The organism is Mucilaginibacter sp., from assembly GCF_965201005.1.
Classification (GTDB): Bacteria; Bacteroidota; Bacteroidia; order Sphingobacteriales; family Sphingobacteriaceae; genus Mucilaginibacter_A.
In genome coordinates this window covers 3,533,409-3,553,559 of record NZ_OZ241747.1, presented here as the reverse complement: position 1 = coordinate 3,553,559, position 20,151 = coordinate 3,533,409, and the positions used below count along the sequence as shown (strand labels likewise).

At 42.2% G+C, this 20,151-nt stretch carries 20 protein-coding genes; 14 read left to right on the top strand and 6 right to left on the bottom strand.

What is annotated here, in order from left to right:
* Positions 1 to 17: 17 nt before the first annotated feature.
* From ACOFKR_RS16160 to ACOFKR_RS16150, 3 genes are read left to right on the top strand one after another with little or no spacing between them, the layout of a single operon-like run.
* A complete protein-coding gene (locus ACOFKR_RS16160; RefSeq protein ID WP_419801833.1) occupies positions 18 to 1,028 on the top strand; it encodes a glycosyltransferase in 1,011 nt (336 codons plus the stop codon).
* Positions 1,029 to 1,085: 57 nt separating this feature from the next.
* Complete coding sequence (locus tag ACOFKR_RS16155) at positions 1,086 to 1,862, top strand: class I SAM-dependent methyltransferase (RefSeq protein WP_419801832.1); 777 nt, start codon at positions 1,086 to 1,088, stop codon at positions 1,860 to 1,862.
* A gap of 11 nt (positions 1,863 to 1,873) precedes the next feature.
* Positions 1,874 to 2,773, top strand: coding sequence for a sugar transferase (locus ACOFKR_RS16150; RefSeq protein ID WP_419801831.1), 900 nt, complete (start codon positions 1,874 to 1,876; stop codon positions 2,771 to 2,773).
* Positions 2,774 to 2,785: 12 nt separating this feature from the next.
* On the opposite strand, the gene ACOFKR_RS16145 is transcribed toward ACOFKR_RS16150, so the two are convergent.
* On the bottom strand, positions 2,786 to 3,538 hold the full coding sequence (locus tag ACOFKR_RS16145) for a class I SAM-dependent methyltransferase (protein ID WP_419801830.1): 753 nt from the start codon (positions 3,536 to 3,538) through the stop codon (positions 2,786 to 2,788).
* A gap of 132 nt (positions 3,539 to 3,670) precedes the next feature.
* Between ACOFKR_RS16145 and ACOFKR_RS16140 the strand changes: the two genes are divergently transcribed.
* Positions 3,671 to 4,942, top strand: a complete 1,272-nt coding sequence (locus ACOFKR_RS16140) for a glycosyltransferase (RefSeq protein ID WP_419801829.1) — start codon at positions 3,671 to 3,673, stop codon at positions 4,940 to 4,942.
* Positions 4,935 to 5,687 (top strand): glycosyltransferase family 2 protein, encoded by a 753-nt coding sequence (locus ACOFKR_RS16135; protein ID WP_419801828.1) that lies wholly within the window; start codon positions 4,935 to 4,937, stop codon positions 5,685 to 5,687. Before ACOFKR_RS16140 ends, ACOFKR_RS16135 begins: the two co-directional genes overlap by 8 nt.
* A 52-nt stretch (positions 5,688 to 5,739) precedes the next feature.
* On the opposite strand, the gene ACOFKR_RS16130 is transcribed toward ACOFKR_RS16135, so the two are convergent.
* The 3 genes from ACOFKR_RS16130 to ACOFKR_RS16120 form a co-directional block, all read right to left on the bottom strand.
* Positions 5,740 to 8,220: a YfhO family protein gene (locus tag ACOFKR_RS16130; RefSeq protein WP_419801827.1), complete on the bottom strand. Its 2,481-nt coding sequence runs from the start codon at positions 8,218 to 8,220 to the stop codon at positions 5,740 to 5,742.
* 306 nt (positions 8,221 to 8,526) lie between these two features.
* On the bottom strand, positions 8,527 to 8,820 hold the full coding sequence (locus ACOFKR_RS16125; RefSeq protein WP_419801826.1) for a hypothetical protein: 294 nt from the start codon (positions 8,818 to 8,820) through the stop codon (positions 8,527 to 8,529).
* On the bottom strand, positions 8,820 to 9,029 hold the full coding sequence (locus tag ACOFKR_RS16120; protein WP_419801825.1) for a hypothetical protein: 210 nt from the start codon (positions 9,027 to 9,029) through the stop codon (positions 8,820 to 8,822). The genes ACOFKR_RS16125 and ACOFKR_RS16120 overlap by 1 nt, the downstream gene beginning before the upstream one ends.
* A gap of 127 nt (positions 9,030 to 9,156) precedes the next feature.
* Between ACOFKR_RS16120 and ACOFKR_RS16115 the strand changes: the two genes are divergently transcribed.
* The gene (locus tag ACOFKR_RS16115) at positions 9,157 to 10,101 is read left to right on the top strand and encodes a glycoside hydrolase family 25 protein (RefSeq protein WP_419801824.1); all 945 of its coding nucleotides are present in this window, start codon (positions 9,157 to 9,159) and stop codon (positions 10,099 to 10,101) included.
* A gap of 13 nt (positions 10,102 to 10,114) precedes the next feature.
* On the opposite strand, the gene ACOFKR_RS16110 is transcribed toward ACOFKR_RS16115, so the two are convergent.
* Both ACOFKR_RS16110 and uvrB read right to left on the bottom strand, forming a co-directional pair.
* Positions 10,115 to 10,597, bottom strand: coding sequence for a hypothetical protein (locus ACOFKR_RS16110; protein WP_419801823.1), 483 nt, complete (start codon positions 10,595 to 10,597; stop codon positions 10,115 to 10,117).
* Positions 10,598 to 10,665: 68 nt separating this feature from the next.
* A complete protein-coding gene (uvrB, locus tag ACOFKR_RS16105) occupies positions 10,666 to 12,693 on the bottom strand; it encodes an excinuclease ABC subunit UvrB (protein WP_419801822.1) in 2,028 nt (675 codons plus the stop codon).
* 332 nt (positions 12,694 to 13,025) lie between these two features.
* Between uvrB and upp the strand changes: the two genes are divergently transcribed.
* The 8 genes from upp to lptC all read left to right on the top strand — a co-directional run bounded on the left by upp (position 13,026) and on the right by lptC (position 20,115).
* Complete coding sequence (gene upp / locus ACOFKR_RS16100) at positions 13,026 to 13,670, top strand: uracil phosphoribosyltransferase (RefSeq protein WP_419801821.1); 645 nt, start codon at positions 13,026 to 13,028, stop codon at positions 13,668 to 13,670.
* A 34-nt stretch (positions 13,671 to 13,704) separates the two neighbouring features.
* Complete coding sequence (locus ACOFKR_RS16095) at positions 13,705 to 14,397, top strand: YjjG family noncanonical pyrimidine nucleotidase (RefSeq protein ID WP_419801820.1); 693 nt, start codon at positions 13,705 to 13,707, stop codon at positions 14,395 to 14,397.
* A 328-nt stretch (positions 14,398 to 14,725) separates the two neighbouring features.
* Positions 14,726 to 15,718, top strand: coding sequence for a glycosyltransferase family protein (locus ACOFKR_RS16090; protein WP_419801819.1), 993 nt, complete (start codon positions 14,726 to 14,728; stop codon positions 15,716 to 15,718).
* Between the two features lie 49 nt (positions 15,719 to 15,767).
* Positions 15,768 to 16,751, top strand: a complete 984-nt coding sequence (locus ACOFKR_RS16085; protein ID WP_419801818.1) for a DUF6427 family protein — start codon at positions 15,768 to 15,770, stop codon at positions 16,749 to 16,751.
* Between the two features lie 45 nt (positions 16,752 to 16,796).
* Positions 16,797 to 17,489: a phosphoribosylformylglycinamidine synthase subunit PurQ gene (gene purQ, locus ACOFKR_RS16080; RefSeq protein ID WP_419801817.1), complete on the top strand. Its 693-nt coding sequence runs from the start codon at positions 16,797 to 16,799 to the stop codon at positions 17,487 to 17,489.
* Positions 17,489 to 18,229 carry a type III pantothenate kinase gene (locus ACOFKR_RS16075; protein WP_419801816.1) on the top strand — a complete coding sequence of 247 codons (741 nt, stop codon included), beginning with the start codon at positions 17,489 to 17,491 and terminating at the stop codon, positions 18,227 to 18,229. Before purQ ends, ACOFKR_RS16075 begins: the two co-directional genes overlap by 1 nt.
* Entirely contained in the window at positions 18,226 to 19,521 is a 1,296-nt protein-coding gene (locus tag ACOFKR_RS16070) for a hypothetical protein (RefSeq protein WP_419801815.1), read from the top strand. The genes ACOFKR_RS16075 and ACOFKR_RS16070 overlap by 4 nt, the downstream gene beginning before the upstream one ends.
* 6 nt (positions 19,522 to 19,527) lie before the next feature.
* Complete coding sequence (gene lptC / locus ACOFKR_RS16065) at positions 19,528 to 20,115, top strand: LPS export ABC transporter periplasmic protein LptC (RefSeq protein ID WP_419801814.1); 588 nt, start codon at positions 19,528 to 19,530, stop codon at positions 20,113 to 20,115.
* Positions 20,116 to 20,151 lie beyond the last annotated feature (36 nt).

Here is a 20,151-nt window from a genome sequence, read left to right as displayed (position 1 = left end):
TTTTTGGAACCGATCGGATGGCAAATATAAAATATAAAGTCTGCGTGCTTACGGTAACTTACGGAAATCGCTGGCGTTTTTTGCAGCAGGTTTTGCAGCGCGTTTTAAGTTTTGCAGAAGTTGCGCAGGTGGTTGTGGTAGATAATGCCAGCGAAATTTCGGTGCTAAAAGAAGCATCGGCCTTAAACGATGACCGGATCAAGGTTCTGGTGAATGCGGAAAACAAAGGTTCGGCCGGCGGTTACGATCAGGCTTTAAAATATGCGCACCGGCACGTTGCCGCGGATTTGGTTTGGCTGTTGGACGATGATAACCTGCCGGATGAAAACGCGTTAGAAATTTTGCTGGAGAACTGGCAAAAAATCCCCGAAGGAAATACTGAAAAAGCGTTGTTTTGCCTGCGTACGGACCGAAAACCGCATATCCGGATAGCGCGAGGCGAAAACCCGGACCGTTATTATTTAGTGCCTGATAATTTTTTAGGTTTCAGCATAAAACGCATTTTTTACAATCGGTTTTTAAAGCTGAAAGATCGTTTTGCAGGCGAAAAACCATTCAAAAATCGAGTTAAAATTCCGTATGTGCCTTATGGCGGTTTGCTGCTGCACCAGGAAATGATTGCCAAAATCGGTTACCCAAACGAAGCATTTTTTTTATACGTTGACGATTCTGAATATTCGTACCGCATCACCCAGAATGGCGGCACAATCTGGTTAATTCCCGAAAGTAAAGTTGTGGATATTGATCAGTCGCAAGGCATTGATTACCGGAAAAATCTATTCGCGTCGCCTTTGCTGGACCAATGGAATTTCCGGATTTATTACCATATCCGCAACCGTTTGCATTTTTATTCGCCCGTAACCATTAAAAACCGCTGGCTTTTCAACCTCAACAAAACACTGTTTTTAAGTGGATTAAAGTTGATTTCTATCTTCAGCAACAAACAAAACGAATACAAAAAACTGTTAAAAGCTGTTGATGATGGTTTGGCCGGAAACTTAGGCCAGGCCGATCCCGCAAAATTTTGATACTGTTTTTATCAACCTAAAAATAGTGTGCGCACAAAAAGCTATTTTAGCAGGCTCATGGCACAAAACCAAACTTCCGAAATTATTGATGCGTACAGTGGTTTTTACGAAAATCACGACGAGGCCTGGCGCATGTTGGGTGCCAAATACAAGGCGCAGAATATTGTAGATGTTTGCCGCGGAAAGCAATTTGCCAAAGTTTTAGAAGTTGGTGCCGGAGACGGAAGTATTTTGTATCATCTTGATCAGCAGCAGTTTGCACCGGAGTTATTTGCTATTGAGATTTCTGAAAGCGGGGTTGAACATATCAAAGGGCGTAATTTAAGATCGATAAAAGAAGTACAGTTGTTTGATGGTTACCACATTCCTTATGCTGATCAGGAATTTGACCTGGTGATTTTGGCACACGTTTTAGAGCACGTAGAATATGAGCGGATGCTGCTGCGCGAACTAAAACGCGTTGCCAGGTTTCAGGTGATCGAGGTGCCGCGCGATTATCGTTTTGGGGTTGACAACCGCATCGGCCATTTTCTGGCTTACGGCCACATCAATGTTTACACGCCAAGTTCGCTGCGTTATTTATTGCGCTCGGAAGGGTTTAAAATCCTGACTGATAAAACTTCCATGATCCAGCCGGAAGTAACGCGTTTCAATACGTTTATCAATCAAAAAAAGCAGAAAAGCTTGGTAAAAAACCTGAAAATTACCGTTGAATATCGGCTAAAAACAATTTTAAACCGTTTACTTGGTAAAAAATCCCGGGAAAAACTGGCCAGTGCCTACACTGTTTTATGCAGTTTTTCGGAAGAAAAAACACAGATTTTTAATCGATAAAAGAAGTATTTATGCAAAACCTGGCACCGATTGCACTTTTTGTTTACAACCGACCGGAACATACACGACGGACAATCAGTTGTTTACAAAAAAATTTACTGGCTGAAGATTCGCGGTTGTACATTTTTGCTGATAATGCCATTTATGGCGAAGACCGACAAAAAATTGATGAAGTGCGTGCTTTGATCAAGCAAACAGAGGGTTTTAAATGGGTTAAAATTATTGAAAGCCCGATCCATTATGGCCTGGCAGAGTCTATCATCAACGGCGTTTCGCTGCTGGTAAAAGAATATGGCAAAGTGATTGTTTTTGAGGATGATCTGCTGTCGTCGCCCTATACTTTGCGTTATCTTAACGATGCTTTAGACCGCTACGCCAATGATGAAAAAGTGATGCACATTGGTGCTTACATGTATCCGCTGGAAGAAAAAAACCTGCCGCAAACGTTTTTTTATCGTGCCGCAACCAGTTGGGGCTGGGCAACCTGGAATCGCGCCTGGAAAAACTTTAACCCGGATATCAACGGTTTGATGAAACAGTTTGACAAGGAAAAAATCAACCGGTTTTCGATTGAAGGAACGATGAATTTCTGGCAGCAGATGAAGGGGTTTAAGTCGGGCAAAAACGATTCCTGGGCAATCCGCTGGTATGCTTCCATATTTTTAAACGGCGGCTTAACGCTTAATCCTGCCAAATCTTTGATTAAAAATATTGGTCATGATGGCAGCGGCGTGCATTCTAACAAAGAAGAAATGTACCAGGTGCAGATAGATCGCCACGCGGTTGATTTTTTCCCATTGGAAATTGTAGAAAACCCTGAAGCTTATGCGGCCATTAAACATTTTCTGCAAAACCGGAAAGGCAGTTTATTTGCCCGGATTAAACGGTTTATCCTAAAAAAAGTACGGTAAAAGAAGCATGGCTTAAGCCGGTTTTTTGGCAGAAAGCACGATATAAGGCGATAACATTTTTGTTTCTGCCGGAACGAGCCGCGTAAAAACCTTGCCCGCCAGCCAAATTGTGTTTATCAAAATTTTTGCTGCTGCAGATTTTTGCTGCTTGTTTTCCAGCCAGACCGAAAACCTGCCGTAATGGCTCAGTTCTATCTCCTGCAAACTTAGTTCGTGACAAATTTTTGCCAGGAAACCCAGCTGCATACTTTTTACATTGTGCTTGCTGTAGTTTTCTATGTCAAAATTACGCTGCACCCAGCCGTTCACCCCCAAAAAATTGGGCAAAGTGATAAACAAAGTTCCGCCGGGTTTTAAAAAATTCAGGTGCCTTTTAATGATGTCTTTCGTATCTTCAAAATGCTCGATCAAACCGCAGGAAAGCACCAGATCGTACTGTTTTAATGCCCGGTATTTAAACAAATCGCCCTCAATCACGCCAATACTTTTTTCGCTTAAATTATTGGCGGCCAGCACATCAACCAAAATCCCGGTGTGCACATAAAAATCAAAAAGCGTAGTTTCCAGGTTTTCATATTTATGCAGATAAATGGCATAATAACCCGGGAAACCGCCCAGCTCAATTGCTGTTTTAAGGTTGTTTTTTTTGATCAGTTTCCGCAGGACGCGATGAAAAGTATAGTTGGGTTTAATGGCAACCGCAAGGTCTTTTTTCGATTCCCAATACTTTTTCCAGAAGGTGCGATCGGTAAGTTGGTTGCCCATTTTGCTGCAAAGTAAAGAAAAAATCCAGGCGTTTTTATAAAGCAACGGCAAAGTTTAACAATTATTCACCAACAGTTTTTTCAAAAGTACAATGCTTCTTTTAGGGCATAAATTTTAGTGTATTTTTGGACGATGCTGAAAGTGGTCCATATCAATACTTATGATGGAAATGGCGGTGCCGGCCGCGCTTGTTTAAGGCTTAATTTGGCTTTAAACGAAATTGGTGACGTGGATTCTAAAGTGGTTGTTTTTTATAAATTCGGCCAAAACCCTGCGGTCAAAACTTTTACCAATACATGGTTTAAACGCGGCAGGGCAGCAGCAGCCATTATTACAGAACGCCTGCTGGCCAAACGTTATTTAAAGCCGGTTAAAATCCCGTTTTCGTTTACCTGGTTTGGTATTTCAATTATCAAAAACCCGAAAGTTTTAGCTGCGGATGTTATTCATTTACATTGGGTTAACCATAGTTTTCTCAACCCAAAGCACCTGGCCGAACTGGCGGAACTGAACAAACCAATTGTGTGGACTTTCCACGACAGCAACGCCTTTACCGGCGGCTGCCATGTGCGTTATACTTGTGATCATTTTGAAAGAAGTTGTGGCGATTGTCCGGTTTTGGCTGATGCTCAACCAAATGATATTTCACACCAAATCTGGAAACAGAAAAATGAAGCTTATCAGCAACTAAATTTTCGGATTATTGCGCCAAGCAGTTGGATGAAAGCTTCCGTTTTAAGAAGCAGTTTGATGGTTGGGAAACAAATTGACATTATCCCAAACACTTTAGAAACCAATATTTTTCAGCCTCAAAATCAGCAGGAAGCGAGAAAGAAATTAGATTTACCAAAAGATAAATTTATTTTCCTGACGGGATTTATGCCTTCCAAAAAAGATTCGCACAAGGGCGCAGCCTATTTGTTAGAAAGCCTCGAACTTTTGGTCGCTAAAAACAGCATCGACCCAAGCCAGATTGAACTGGTGGTTTTTGGGAACCGCAATACGGAAGATATGCCGGTTTTTCCGTTTAAAACCACTTTTTTGGGCACGATCAAAGATGATGAAAAACTGGCCGCCTGTTACGCTGCCGCAGATGCGTTTTTAATCCCTTCGCTGGAAGATAATTTGCCTTATACGGTGATGGAAAGCCTGGCCTGCGGTACGCCCGTAATTGCGTTTACAACCGGCGGCATCCCGGATATGGTGCAGCATCTGCACAATGGTTTTTTGGCAGATTACAAATCTTCGGAAAGTTTTTGTGAAGGTTTGGAATGGATCAAAAATTACCCCGTAAAAGAAGCATTACGCCAAAACGCGCATGAAACGGTGATGCAAAAGTTCTCCGAAAAAGTGATCGCCCAAAAGCATTCGGAACTTTATAAAAGCCTGATTTCGCATGGATAAGCCGCTTTTAAGTGTGATTACGGTTGTTTTTAATAATGAACGGGACATTGAACGGACCATGCTTTCTGTGCTAAACCAAACTTATCCGGGCATTGAATATTTGATCATTGACGGAAAATCTACCGACGGAACGCTGGAAATCATCCGAAAACACCAAAATAAAATAGCTGTTTTTATCTCCGAAAAAGACGAGGGAATTTACGATGCCATGAACAAAGGTTTGGCAAAAGCAAACGGCAATTACGTTATTTTCATGAACTCGGGCGATGAATTTTATGAAAAAGATACGGTAAAAACAGTATTCGCCAGCGCGCCGGATGCCGATATTTATTATGGCGAAACCGAAATGATCGGTCAGAATTTGAAAAGTTTAGGTCAGCGTCGGCACAATTCTCCCAAAAACTTTACCTGGAAAGATTTTAAATATGGCATGAGTATTAGTCATCAGGCCATTTTTATCCGCAGAAATTTGGTTGAGAATTATGATTTAAAATATCAGTTAAGTGCAGATATTGACTGGATTTTATCTGCAGCAAAAAAAGCAAAAACGATTGTAAACGTACATCAATATGTGGCAAAATATCTGGTTGGCGGCCAGTCCAAAAAGCGGCATTTACGGAGTTTGCTGGAACGTTTTGCCATCATGCGGAAACATTACGGCTTGCTGCCTGCTGTTTTTAACCATGTAATTATTGCGTTTAATTTAGGTTGGTATTGGCTGAAGTTTGGAAGGACAAATGATTGACGCAAAAAAGCGAAATCAATATTGATTTCGCTTTTTTGTAAATTTTTTCTTGCTATACTGTTTTTACCACTACTTTTTTCTTGCGGTTCTCCACAAAAATATAGGCCAGGATTGCCAGCACCAATAAAACTGAACCAATTAAGGAAATTGCCTCGCCGGTATAATAAGAATTTGGGTGGAAGATAAATTCTACCTTGTGGTTTCCTACCGGGATTTGCGCTGCACGCAGTAAATAATCTGCCCGGAAATAAGGTTTTTCTACGCCATCAATCAGCATTTTCCAGCCTTTATCATAATAAATTTCAGAAAAAACAGCAACCTGATTACTGGTTGAACCAGTTTGATAAACCAGATGTTCGGGCGCATAACTGGTTAAGGTAATCGTTGCTTTTGTGTCAACCGCATTTTGTTTGGTATCAATTGCAGATTGGTATTTTTTATCCACAATCGCTTCATTTTTTGGGTCGAAACTGCTGATGGCCTGCATCTCCTGATCGGCATTATCTGCAAAACGCACCTGCTGCACAAACCAGGCGTGGCCGCACGCGGTTGGATTGGCTTTCATGCCTACAGCCTGCGTTTTCGGATCAGCGGAAATGATGTATTTGGTGTTCAGCATATCCAGCGCATCCTGATTCAGGCTTTTAGTAAACTGATTTTCAATCAATTCCTGAAAGCGTTTCAGTTTTGCGGCATGATATCCGCCTAAAGTTTTATGAAAATAAGAGGTGGAAGCGTTGGAAAAAGGATCAATCGTTAAATCCAGCACACGGAAATCAGGATCAGGGTCACGCATGATAAACTGGTCAACTTCGCGTGGCACACGCACTTGCATGGCATCTTCTTTAGGCTGGAAGCTGTCGTCTTTTAAATAACGTTTGTCAATCTGCCATAAATCAACCAGTGTAACCGCCAAAATCAGGACGGAAACAATTTGCAGGTTGATTTTTTGCTTGATGAAAGCCCATAAAACCCCAAAAGTAATCAGCACAAAAATCAGGGAGCGGATAGCATCTGCCTGCGCCAAAGAAGCACGGTCCTGAACTAATGATGTGTTTACCAAAGAAGTTGCAAAAGCACTGTCGCCCTGAAAAGCCTGCGTTAATTGTGCAATCAGATTATCATCGCCAGCACTGTTTTTAAAGCTGAAAAACAAAGTTGGCAGCACGGCAACCAGCAACGCGAAACCGCCGGTAATGTATAAGGCCAGAAATAATTTTTTCAGGATAAATGCTTTGTCTTTGGCCAGCAATGCTTCTTTTATCGCTAAAAAAGCCAGGAGCGGAACGGCAAATTCGGCTAAAACCAAAATCGATTCTACTGCGCGAAATTTATTGTACAGCGGAAAATAATTAAAAAACAAATCAGAAATCAGCGTAAAATTTTTGCCGAAAGAAAGCAGCATACTCAAAATCACCGTTGCCAATAACCACCATTTGATGCGGTTTTGAACAATCATCAACCCAAAAACAAACAGAAAACAAACGCCTGCGCCAAAATACCAAGGGCCTTCGGTAAATGGTTTTCCGCCCCAATAAGTTGGCAATTGTGATGCAAAGTTTGCGGCTTGTTCTTCCGGAACACCTTTAGCGATCAGGGCTTTTGCAACTTTAGAATCTGCTTTCAAAACACCGCCAGTGCCACCACCGTAAGCGTTCGGGATCAAGAAAGTTATACATTCGCCAATGCCCTGGCTCCAGCCATAAGCGTATTCTTTATCTAAACCCGTTCCTGCACCGCCAGCCGTTTTTGAGGTTAAGTTTGATTTTCCGCGGATGGATTCCTGTCCGTATTCGTAAGTTGTCCATAAAATAGAAGCGTTGATCATCAGGGCAACTAAAGTGGCTGCGGATAAAAAGGCAATCGACTTAAAAAACGGAACAGTGGTTTTGTTTTTGATGGCATGATAAAGCTCGATGCCAACCAAAATCAACACCGAAAACATTAAATAATACGCCATCTGGATGTGGTTGGAACGGATTTCCATCGCCAGAAAAAAGGCGGTCAAAACAGCACCGAGCCAATACTTTCCGCGTAAAGTCAAAATAATCCCGGCCAAAATCGGTGCAAAAAACGTAATTGCATAAGCCTGATTGGAATGCCCTGCGTGCAGTAAAATAAAATTATAAGACGAAAATGTAAATGCCACTGCACCCGCCGCCGCCAGCCAGGGATTGATCCGCAATACGCAAAACAACAAATAGGCACCAAAAAGCGATAGTAAAACGGTATCAATCGGGTTGGGGAATACTGTTTTTAAGGCAGAAATTACATAGGTTGTAATGTTATCGGGGTAAAAAGCCCATATCTGGTAAGCTGGCATCCCGCCAAAAACCTGGTTGGTCCACAAAGGTGCCTTGCCGGTTTTGGCGCGCACATCCATAATTTCTTTTTGCATTCCCTGTGCCTGTGTTACATCACTTTGGATGAGCATTTTACCTTGAAATGCAGGCGTAAAATAAAGGAAACAGATCACAAAAAATAAACCTGCAACGGCAAAATGAACGCCGTTTTGCTTGAACCAGTTATTCATTAAAATAAAATTATATCAGTTCCAAACCTAACTAAATTTTATAAAATTGAAGTATAAATTTGTGATACGGCTATCTAATTTAAAGCAGCCTGTTGTTCAGGTTGATTAAATTAAAGCAGGAAAAACTTCGGAAAAGTTATATTAAGAGCCTGTTTAAATTTCATATCAGAAGAAATGCTAATGCTTCTTTTACCCTATAAAAATTGGTGTGTGCATCAATCTAAATCAATCAAAAACCAGATACTAACTATTTTTTAGGCGATAAAAGAAGCATAGAAAATAAATTGAATAAATTTTAAACAGGCTCTAAGAAGTTACTTTTAAACGAAGCAGAAAAAACACCACTAAAAGAAGCACGATGCTAACAGCGTAAACAATCAGGTTTTTGCGGTCTAAATCTTCCCGGTTTTTACGCATCTGAAAAAAATTGTAAATAGCCAATAAACCGATCACCACCCAAAATAACCAGTGAATCGGGTTGGCCATGGCAAAAACCTGTACCGCAATTACCACAATGATGTAATTGGTGACGATCAGCGAAACGGATTGCGGCGTACCAAAATGGCGGCGTTTATAAAGATCTTCGGGGATGATTGCCATTATTTTACTTCTTCATATTTTACAAATTCACCTTCTGTTGGCGGCACGGCACTTTTGTAAACGTTTGGCGGGATATAATCAACCTTGACCGTCCCTTCTTTCGGCCGGCGTTGCGAAGTGTTGTTTTGAGAACTGCTTTGCGCCTGTGCCTTGTTCATCACCCCGCGAAACAAAGCCGGAAGCAATAATCTGCCCAGCATCCGGAGCATATATACAATAGAAATAAAGATGATTAAGAAGCGGATTAACAACATGTTTATATAATTGTGGATGTACAAATATAAAAGTTTAACGGTAAAAAGGTTTTAATATGATTTTATACCGCTAAAAGAAGCATTGCCAATAAGTTTTTTAATTTTGGTGGAAGTGACCGCGCCCGAACATCAATCTCCGTTAAAGCCAAAGCCTCCGGTAAAACGTAAAACAGTTGCCAAAAAACCTGTTTCAGGCAAAAAACCTTCAAATTCAAAAAAAGTTTCTTTAACGCGGCAGCCGCAGTTTCCCTGGAAAATAATCGCCGTTTTTTTGCTGCTGATTTTGCTTTCACCGTTTTATTACGGCTATATTGTAAAAACTTTTACGTCTGCCTGGCGCTGGGTGCGAGACATTGGCGAAAACCCGAATTACCGTACGTACCGCAGTTTTGATATCCGGATCCCGACCAAATACAGCATCCACGGTATTGATGTTTCTTATGCGCAAGGTAAAATCGACTGGTACAAAGTGCGCGCAATGGAAGACGATGATGTGCGTATCAGATTTGCCTTCATCAAAGCGACTGAAGGTTTGCTCACCGTTGATCCGTACTTTAAGCGCAACTGGCGCGAAGCCGCAAAAGTTGGCATTATTTGCGGTGCTTATCATTATTTCCGGCCTAAGAAAAACGGAACATGGCAGGCGCGGTTTTTCCTCCAAAACGTGAACCTCGAAAAAGGCGATTTGCCGATGGTTGTGGATATTGAAACGCTGGATGGTTTGCCGCCCGAAAAAATGCGCCGGGAACTTACCGGTTTTTTGCTTTCTGTTGAGATAAAAACACACGCAAAACCGATAATCTATTCCGGTTTAAGTTTTTACAACGATTATTTAAAAGGTTATTTTGATGAATATCCGTTCTGGATTGCGCATTATTACCAAGATCATTTAAACGTAAACCCGACAACCAATTGGTGGTTTTGGCAGCATTCGGACAAGGCACACATCAATGGCATTAACCATGCAGTAGATTTTGATGCTTTTAAAGGCGATAGTTTGTCGTTTCAAAACTTGCTTGTGCCGTAATTTACTTTTGTGATTATTGCCGCAAATTGCAATCAATTAGCGGTAAAATAATCCAGTTTTCTGCCGTTTTATCAGTTTGTTGCCTACCGGTTTTTGCGTTGACCTTCAATGGCCGTTGTAAAAGTTCGTTGTTTTTCAGTTGAAATTGTAACGCTAAAGTATCAGTTGTGCCTTCCTGCATAAAAGTCCAGATCGCGTCAATTTTATCACCATGTATTTCGCCGTTTAATTTCCCTCTCCGCGCATCTTTTTCAAAAATTACATCGTTCATTTCGCCATTTACTTTTTGCTGATCGATATTTAAGTGGATAAAAACAGTATCTTTTTGCTGGGTTCCGCTTGCTTCCCGGAAGCATAAAGTTTGGCTTGTCTTTGGTTTTATCGCAATGGAATCATGATTGTTTTGCACGACTTTTTGATTTGTGTTTGTGCAAGCCGATAAAACACACATCAGCAACAAACAGAAAATACGCGGCGAAATTTTAGGTTTTTGCATCAAAATAAAAATTTGGTTTGTTGTTTTTTTTTGGGTTGATAAATCAACTACGATGCTGTTTTTATCACCTAAAATTTCTCGGTCATCATTTTTTCCAGTGCAAACATTTCATCACGTAGTTTGGCCGCGCCCAAAAAGTCCATGTCTTTTGCTGCTTTTAGCATCTCTTTTTTGGTATTGTCAATGGCTTTTTTCAGTTCGGCTTTGCTCATGTACTGCACAATCGGATCGGCCGCAATATTATCTGCCACATCCTGCTCTACATAAGCCTGCTGCACGCCGCCTTTAAAATCCATTACCGAAGTCTGTTCGATGATCGCCTCACGGGATTTACCAACGGTTTTCGGGGTGATACCGTGTTCCAAATTATACTGGATCTGCTTATCCCGGCGGCGGTTGGTTTCGTCAATCGTGATTTGCATCGAATCCGTAATTTTATCGGCATACATAATTACTTTACCACGATCATTCCGCGCAGCGCGGCCAATAGTTTGGATTAAAGAGCGTTCAGAACGTAAAAAACCTTCTTTATCGGCATCCAAAATCGCAACGAGCGAAACTTCCGGTAAATCCAAACCTTCCCGCAGGAGATTAATACCGATCAACACATCAAATTCGCCCAAGCGCAAACCACGCAAAATTTCTACGCGGTCCAAAGTTTTTACTTCCGAATGGATATAACGGCATTTGATGTTAAGTCGGTCCATGTATTTGGCCAGTTCTTCGGCCATACGTTTGGTCAATGTGGTCACCAAAATCCGATCGCCTTTTTTAATGGTCTGGTCAACTTCTTCCAGCAAATCATCAACCTGATTGATCACCGGGCGGATTTCGATCACCGGATCCAGCAAACCAGTTGGCCGGATTACCTGCTCAATTACCACACCTTCCGATTTTTCCAGTTCAAAATCGCCTGGCGTGGCACTTACATAAATAGTTTGCGGTGCCAATCTTTCAAACTCCTGAAAGTTTAGCGGACGGTTGTCCATCGCCGCAGGCAAACGGAAACCATATTCTACCAGCGAGATTTTGCGTGAACGGTCGCCGCCGTACATGGCACGAACTTGCGGAACGGTAACATGGCTTTCGTCAATCACCATCAAATAATCCTGCGGAAAATAATCCAGCAGACAAAACGGGCGCATTCCCGGTTGGCGGCCATCAAAAAAACGGGAATAATTTTCAATTCCGGAGCAATAACCCAGTTCGCGGATCATTTCCAGATCGTAATTTACCCTTTCCTCCAAACGTTTGGCCTCAATAAAGCGGCCATCTTCGTTAAATTGCTTTTTGCGCGTTTCCAGTTCTTCCTGAATTGCCCAAACCGATTGCTGAAAACGTTCGCGTGGCGCCACATAAAGATTGGCAGGAAAAACGACCATGTTTTCCATTTTATCCAAAGTTTTTCCGTTGGAAACATCAAACGTGCTCAACTCTTCAATGTCATCACCATAAAAATTGATGCGATAGGCGTAATCCAGATAAGCCGGATAAATCTCGACAACATCACCTTTTACCCGGAAAGTTCCGCGCTTAAAATCGGCTGTCGTCCGTGCGTATAAAATCTCCACCAAACGATGCAAAAAAGCATTTCTAGTAATTCGCGTTCCAACCGCAAACCGGAAAACGGAGTTAGAAAAATCTTCCGGGTTCCCCATGCCATAAATGCAGGAAATGGAGGAAACCACAATAATATCGCGCCGGCCGGACATCAGGGCAGAAGTGGTGCGCAAACGCAATTTTTCGATTTCCTCGTTGATCTGCAAATCCTTTTCGATATACGTGTTGGAGGAAGGAATGAACGCTTCCGGCTGGTAATAATCGTAGTAGGAAACAAAATAATTGACCGCGTTTTCCGGAAAAAACTGCTTGAACTCGCCGTAAAGCTGCGCCGCCAACGTTTTGTTATGACTTAAAACCAGCGTTGGTTTCTGCGTTTGCTGGATCACGTTGGCAATGCTGAACGTTTTGCCAGAGCCGGTAACGCCAAGCAAAGTCTGATAATTATCGCCGTTATTTACGCCGTCCACCAGCTGCCGGATCGCTTCGGGCTGATCGCCGGAAGGTTTATATTGAGAGGTTAATTTGAAATCCATTGGAAGGATAAAAGTAGGGATTTATAGGCTTAAATGCTAAAAAGTGTAGCTTTTAGGTGTTTGTTTTTTGTCAGGATTGTTTATGCCGATGTTTCCTATTATAACACGCTGCAAAGAAAATCAGAAAGGTAGCCACCCAGGCGCGCAGGGTTGAATGCCGCCCGGAAGCAATCCGGCATTCTTGATTTTTTGGTTCTTTTTGATCAAGCAAAAAGAACGCACAAGAAAACAAAATTTGACAAAGATTTCTCTCTTCATTTGAGATAAGAACAACTCATACTTCTTTTATCGCCCAAAATTTTATCCCATAAAAAAAGCATTATTTTCGCTGCATGATTTTTCAGCTTGATCAAACCAACTCGGTGGCCAACCGCTTTATTGCCGAAATGCGCAACATCCACACGCAGCAAAACCCGCAGCGTTTCCGCAACAACCAGGTTCGTTTGGGTGAGATTTTGGCTTACGAGATCAGCAAAAAACTGGAATATCAGGAAGCAGAAGTAAAAACGCCGCTCGGGATTGCCAAAGTAAACCTCACCAAAACACAACCTGTTTTGGCTACGATTTTGCGCGCTGGTTTGCCATTTCATCAGGGTTTTTTGAATTTTTTTGACCGTTCTGCTTCGGCTTTTATTACGGCTTACCGCAAAACAGATGAAAATCATGATTTCACCATCCAACTGGAACATATTTCGAGTCCGGATTTAACCAACCAAACCGTGATTATATGTGATACGATGCTGGCCAGCGGACAAAGTATCGTGCAGGTTTGCAAGCGTTTACAGGAAAAATATCAGCTAAAAGAACTACATATCGCTGCCGTAATTGCCAGCGCAGAAGGCTTAAAACATGTGCAGGAAAACTTGCCCAGAGCGCATATTTGGGTCGGTTCTGTTGATCAGGAAATGAACAGTTATTCGTATATTATTCCGGGTTTGGGCGATGCCGGCGATTTAAGTTTTGGCGAAAAGGTTTGATGCTGTTTTTATCGATATAAAATTGTTATTTAAAATGCCTTACCAACACATCTTTTTCGATCTCGACCATACCATTTGGGATTTTGACAAAAACGCCGAAGAAACCCTGCACGAGCTGTTTTTACAGCATAAATTATCCGGTTTGGGTTTGGCTTCGCCGAATGTTTTTATCGAAACTTATACGCGCAATAACCACCGGCTTTGGGCAGAATATCATTTGGGAAAAATTAGCAAAGAAGCGTTGCGCGAAGCCCGTTTTAAACATACTTTTTTAGAACTTGGGCTGGATGAAGCTGTAATCCCAACAGGTTTTGAGGAAGATTACGTGCAGTTATCGCCCCAAAAACTTAACCTTTTCCCGGAAGCACACGAAGTTTTAAAATATTTAAGCGGAAAGTATTCTTTGTACGTCATCTCCAACGGATTTAAAGAATCTACGGAGATGAAAATCAGGCTTTGCAACCTGGGCCAGTATTTCAAGCATATTTTTATTTCGGAAGTGATCGGCGTAAACAAACCCGATCCGAAAATTTTTGAACATGCTTTGCAAACCGCTGGTGCACAAAAACACCAAAGTTTGATGATCGGCGATAGCTTGGAAGCCGATGTTTATGGCGCGTTGGATTTTGGTATCGATGCCATTTATTTCAACCCAAACAAAGCCGAAAAACCGGCAAATGTGCCTGCACAAATCCAACATTTAAACGAGCTGATGCTGTTTTTATAGGGGTAAAAACAGTATCGCAATTAAAAAAGCAACTAAATTATTTTTTTAACGTTCGCGTAACTTTCAGTTCATTTTGCAGTCAGAACTTGCAATTGATAAAATAGTTATGGATTTTGAGTACTTTCATTTGCTTGCCTGGAGCGTTCTGTTTTTGCTGTTGTTCCTGTTTTACCTCAGCCCGTTTGAACTGAGCGTGAACGAAGACGAGGACGACGAATAGCTGTTTTTACCAATACTTTTTTTGAAAGCTGCTTGTAGAAATAGTTTTAGTCGCGGTTTACAGCTATCTTCCAAAGCGTTTTCCTAATTTGCACGCTGTTTTTACCGCATGAAAATTTTGTACGCCATCCAGGGAACCGGCAACGGACACATCAGCCGCGCCCGCGAAATCGTGCCTTTGCTGCAGCAATACGGCAAGCTGGATTTGCTGATCAGCGGTACACAAGCCGATGTTTCCCTTTCGCAACCACTTAAATATCAATTACATGGTTTCAGTTTTGTTTTTGGGAAACGGGGAGGTGTGGATTATATCAAAACCTATAAAACCATGAATTTGCGGGCTTTGCTGCGCGATGTGCGCACGTTGCCACTTAAAAAATACGATTTGATCATCAACGATTTTGAGCCGGTTGCCGCCTGGGCCTGCAAACTGCAAAAGCTGGAATCGGTTTCGTTAAGCCATCAGTGCGCATTCATTTCCCCCAAAACGCCCCGGCCAAAAAGCTGGAATTATGCCGAGTGGCTTTTTAAGTATTACGCGCCCGCCAGGCATCACGTAGGTTTTCATTTTGAGCGTTATGATGATTTTATCCGTACGCCGGTCATCCGCAGCGAAATCCGGAACATGGAAACCCAAAACCTGGGCCATTACAGCGTTTATTTGCCGGCTTATGCGGATGAATTTTTGCTGAAGTATTTTGGTGCCATAAAAGAAGCATCGTGGCAAATCTTTTCCAAACATACCAAAACCGAATACCGGCAAGGAAATATCTGGGTGCAACCTATTCATAATAAGGCTTTTAATAAAAGTTTGGCGGCAGCTGCCGGTTTGCTGACCGGCGGCGGTTTTGAAGGCCCGGCGGAAGCTTTGTTTATGGGCAAAAAACTGATGATGATCCCGATGAAAGGCCAGTACGAACAGCAATGCAACGCGCTTGCCGCTGCAGGACTGGGCGTTTCGGTGCAGCAAAAAATCGACGAAAGCTTTGTTGAAAATGTTAAAAACTGGATTGCTTCTACCGAAAAAATCAACGTCAATTTCCCCGATGAAACCACGCAGATTGTGGCCGGTTTGGTTTCCAAATACGGCAAACAACGTTAATTTTCGGCTTGTACCGTTTTTCTGTTAATATTGTGGCAAAGCGCATTGCATGATCCAGGTTTTCCGATCCTCAAACCCCCTGAATATTTTATGGCTGGCAGTGCTGCTTTTTTTAACGCGTTTTGGCGGATTGATTCATTTCCCGGCACATGCTGATGCTTCTTTTACAGGTCTTTTTTCGCGGCTTTTGATCGTTCCTCCCGCAGGAAATTTTACAGATACGGGCAACCTTTTCTGGTCGGCGATTTTGGTTTTGTTGCAGGCTTTGTGGTTCAATTACATCATCAACGAAAACAATTTGCTGGGCAAACCCTCATTTCTGCCGGCCTTGCTTTATGTAACGGTTACGGCTTTGTTTACTTCTTTTTTGATGATAAGCGCGCCGCTGGTCTGCAATTTCCTGCTCATCTGGATGCTGCAAAAAATCCTGGATTTGTACAAAACCGAAGAAGCTACTTCAACCGCTTACGATTTGGGTCTGCTGGTCGGCATCGGCACTTTAATTTATTTCCCGTTCATCGTGCTGTTCCTGGCTATCTGGATTGCGCTGCTCATCTTTCGCCCGTTCAACTGGCACGAGTGGGTTTCGGCCATCATGGGCGTTTTAACCATCTTTTTCTTTCTGTCGGTTTACTATTACTGCACAGATCATACCGCGGCATTTCATACCTTTTTTCTTGCTTTCGATGCTGATTTTCCGGTGATAAAAACAGCATGGCCATATCGTTTTCTGGTACTCGTTCCGCTGGTTTTGATTTTTATTTTGTCGCTTTTCCGCCTGCAAAGCAATTTTTTAAAAAGCATGGTCGTGGTGCGCAAAACCTTCCAAACGCTGCTGTTTATCCTGCTCATCGTTGCGCTGGCTTGCTGCATCAAAACCGATTTCAGCTTCAGCCATTTCCTGCTTCTGGCCATGCCGGTTGCTGTTTTTACCGCCTATTATTTCTTATATGCCCACAAAAAATGGATTTACGAAAGCCTGTACCTGTTGTTACTGATCGGTATTCTGTACTTTCAGTTTAACAATTTTTAACGTATTTATAGGTTGGTTTTTAAAGCGTTCTGTTAGTTTTGTAGGATGAAATTCGGAGTGGTTATTTTCCCTGGTTCCAATTGTGACGAAGACATCATTTACGTGCTGGAAAAAATTATGGGGCAGCAGGTAGTTCGTTTATGGCACAAAAACCATGATCTGGAAGGCGCGGATTTTATCGTTTTGCCGGGCGGTTTTTCCTTCGGGGATTATTTGCGCTCCGGTGCAATTGCCCGTTTTTCGCCCATCATGCAGGAGGTAGTCCGTTTTGCCGATAAAGGCGGTTACGTGCTCGGCATCTGCAACGGTTTTCAAATCCTGGCCGAAGCCGGACTGGTTCCCGGAGCTTTGCTGCATAACAAAAACCGAAAATTTATCTGCCATAATACTTATCTTAAAGCGCAGACCAACAACTCGTTGATTACTTCCCAAATCGATTTAAACAGCGCTTTAAAAATTCCGGTGGCGCATGGCGAAGGCAATTTTTATGCCGATAAAAACAGCATTGAAGCGTTAAAACAGAACGATCAGATCCTGTTCCGTTATTGTGATGCGGCTGGCAACTACTCTGACGAAGCCAACTACAATGGTTCGGTAGAAAATATTGCCGGTGTTTGCAACAAAAGCCGTAATGTTTTTGGTTTGATGCCGCATCCGGAACGTGCTGCAGATAGTTTGCTGGCAAACGAAGACGGACTGGCCATTTTTGAATCCATTTTATCGGTTGCCAACGCCTGATGGCCAGTTTGGTGTTTGATATCGGCAACAGTTTTATAAAAGTTGCTGTTTTTGAAGCAGAAAATATGTTGTGGACACAGCGTTACCGGCAAATATCCGAAGCACTTTTAAACCGGATGCTGAATAGATTTAACCCTGCAAACGCCATTATTTCTTCTGTACAAAGCAAAATTTTTTTGTGGGAAACGTTGTTGGAAAAGCAGTTGAAAACGTTTCGGTTTCAGTATCAGATGGCAAAATCAATAAAAAACCATTATCAAAATCCCGAAAAATTAGGTTTGGATAGATTGGCAGCCGTTGTTGGGGCACATTTTTTATACCCTAAAAACAGCAACCTGATCATCGATGCCGGAACTTGCGTAACGTATGATGCGGTTGATGCCGGTGGGAATTATTATGGCGGCAGCATATCGCCAGGCTTGAAAATGCGTTTTAAAGCTTTAAAATTTTTTACTAAAAAGTTGCCTTTGGTTGGCCCAGAAACCGGTTTTGACCACAATTTTGGCAGCAATACACAGGAAGCTATTTTATCCGGCGTGCAAAACGGTTTGTGTTTTGAAGCAGAAGGTTTTGTGCACAGGCAGATCAATCATCAGCCCGAAACCAATATTTTGCTTACCGGCGGCGACCTTAATTTTTTTGATACTCATTTAAAAAGCAGCATCTTTGCCGCTTACGTTAAACCCGAACCCTACTTGGTTTTAAAAGGATTAAACGCAGTTATACATCAGCAAGAATGATCAATCGTACAAAAAGCTTACTCTTACTTTTAATTATATTTTCGGCCATTTCGGCTTCGGCACAATCCACCACCAGTTCGCCATATTCCCGCTTTGGCTTAGGGCTTTTGCAGCAGCAAAGTTTGCCGCAAAACATTGGCATGGGCGGTATTGCAGCAGGCGTGCGCACCATTGGCGGTTACAGCAACATTAATCTGCTCAACCCGGCATCCTATTCGGCCATTGGCTTAACCACGATTGATGTTGGGGTTTATGCAACCATCAATACTTTGCAAAACAGCTCTGCCCGGCAAACCGGTTCAGATTTCAGGCTGAACCATCTTGCTTTTGGCATCCCGATTACCCGCGGAACATCGGCTTTAAGTTTCGGGTTGCTGCCTTATAGTGATTTAGGTTACAATTTCAAGCAGGTAACCAAAATCGATACCAATACCGTCAACAGCGTTTACGGTGGCGAAGGCGGTTTGTCAAAAGCTTATTTAGGCTATGGTTTTAACCTGTTCAAGCATTTAAACCTGGGTTTTAACGTAAGTTATATTTTTGGAAACCTGCGCCAAACGCGTTCGGTAGAAATCCCGAATTATTATCTTACTTCTTTTAATACACGGATTGAGCAAAGCCAAAGTGTAAAAGGTTTGAGCTATGATTACGGTTTGCAATATCAATTTGATTTATCAACCACTTCAAAACTTGTGTTTGGTTATTCCGGAACGTTAAAATCAACCATTACTTCTTCCAATAAGTATGTTTCTACGCAGTATTTAGCAGATGGGACAACAGAATCCACTGCTTCGGACACTACTTACATCCGCCAGGGTGCCAATACTAAAATTGCTTTGCCACTGGTGCAGCATTTTGGTGTTTCTTACCAAAAAGAAGGACATTATCTGGTTGGTGCCGATTATAGCCGGGGCAACTGGTCGCAAATGACGATCGATGGCGTAAATCAGGGTTTAAACAATACCGAATCTTACCATATCGGCGGCCAGATCACCCCAAACATAAACGCTTTAAACAGTTATTTTGCAGTAATGGATTACCGTTTGGGCTATCAGTATAATAAAACTTACGTGCGTACTTCGGCAACGGACATAAACGAAAACGTATTTACGCTGGGCTTAGGCTTACCCATCCGCTCGCAAAGCCGTACTGCTTTTTACAAGGTAAATTTTACTGCAGAGTTTGGGCAGCGCGGTACGCTGGTCAACAATTTGGTGAAAGAAAACTTTATAAACTTCAGGTTTAGTTTTTTGCTGAACGATACCTGGTTCAGGAAATACAAGTTTGATTAAAAACTGATGCAGCGGCCTTTTTTTTTAGAAAAAACAACATTAAAATGGCTGATGCTTCTTTTACCGGTGTTTTTTTCGGCTTGTGAGAATGATCTGAAAAAAGTGCAGCAAATATCCAGCAAAGAAGTAAACAAACCGGTAGAAACCACTATTGGCGTAGATGTGATCTACAGTGATTCGGCCAAGGTAAAAGCCCGGATGACGGCACCGATTATGCTCAATTATACCGAGACAAAAACAGTAAAGCCGTATTACGAAATGCCCAAAGGTGTGCACATTGATTTTTTTGACCTGCATCAAAAAATAATCAGTACGGTTACTGCGGAATATGCCATCACCAAAAACCTGAACAAAGTGATTGAACTGCACCGCAATGTAGTGGTAGTAAATGATAAAGGTGATACTTTTAAATCTGAAGAACTGATCTGGGACCAGAATGCAAAACGCTTTTACTCCAACCAGTTTTCTACTTTAACCCGGTCAGACGGTAACACTATCAGCGGCAGCACTTTCCGCTGTAATGAAGATTTAAGCAGTCCTGAGTTTCTTCAGGCTACTGGTAAATTAAACGTTAACCAGGGTATCGCGCCGTAAATTTTTTAAAAACAAACAGTGCAATTTCATGTATCG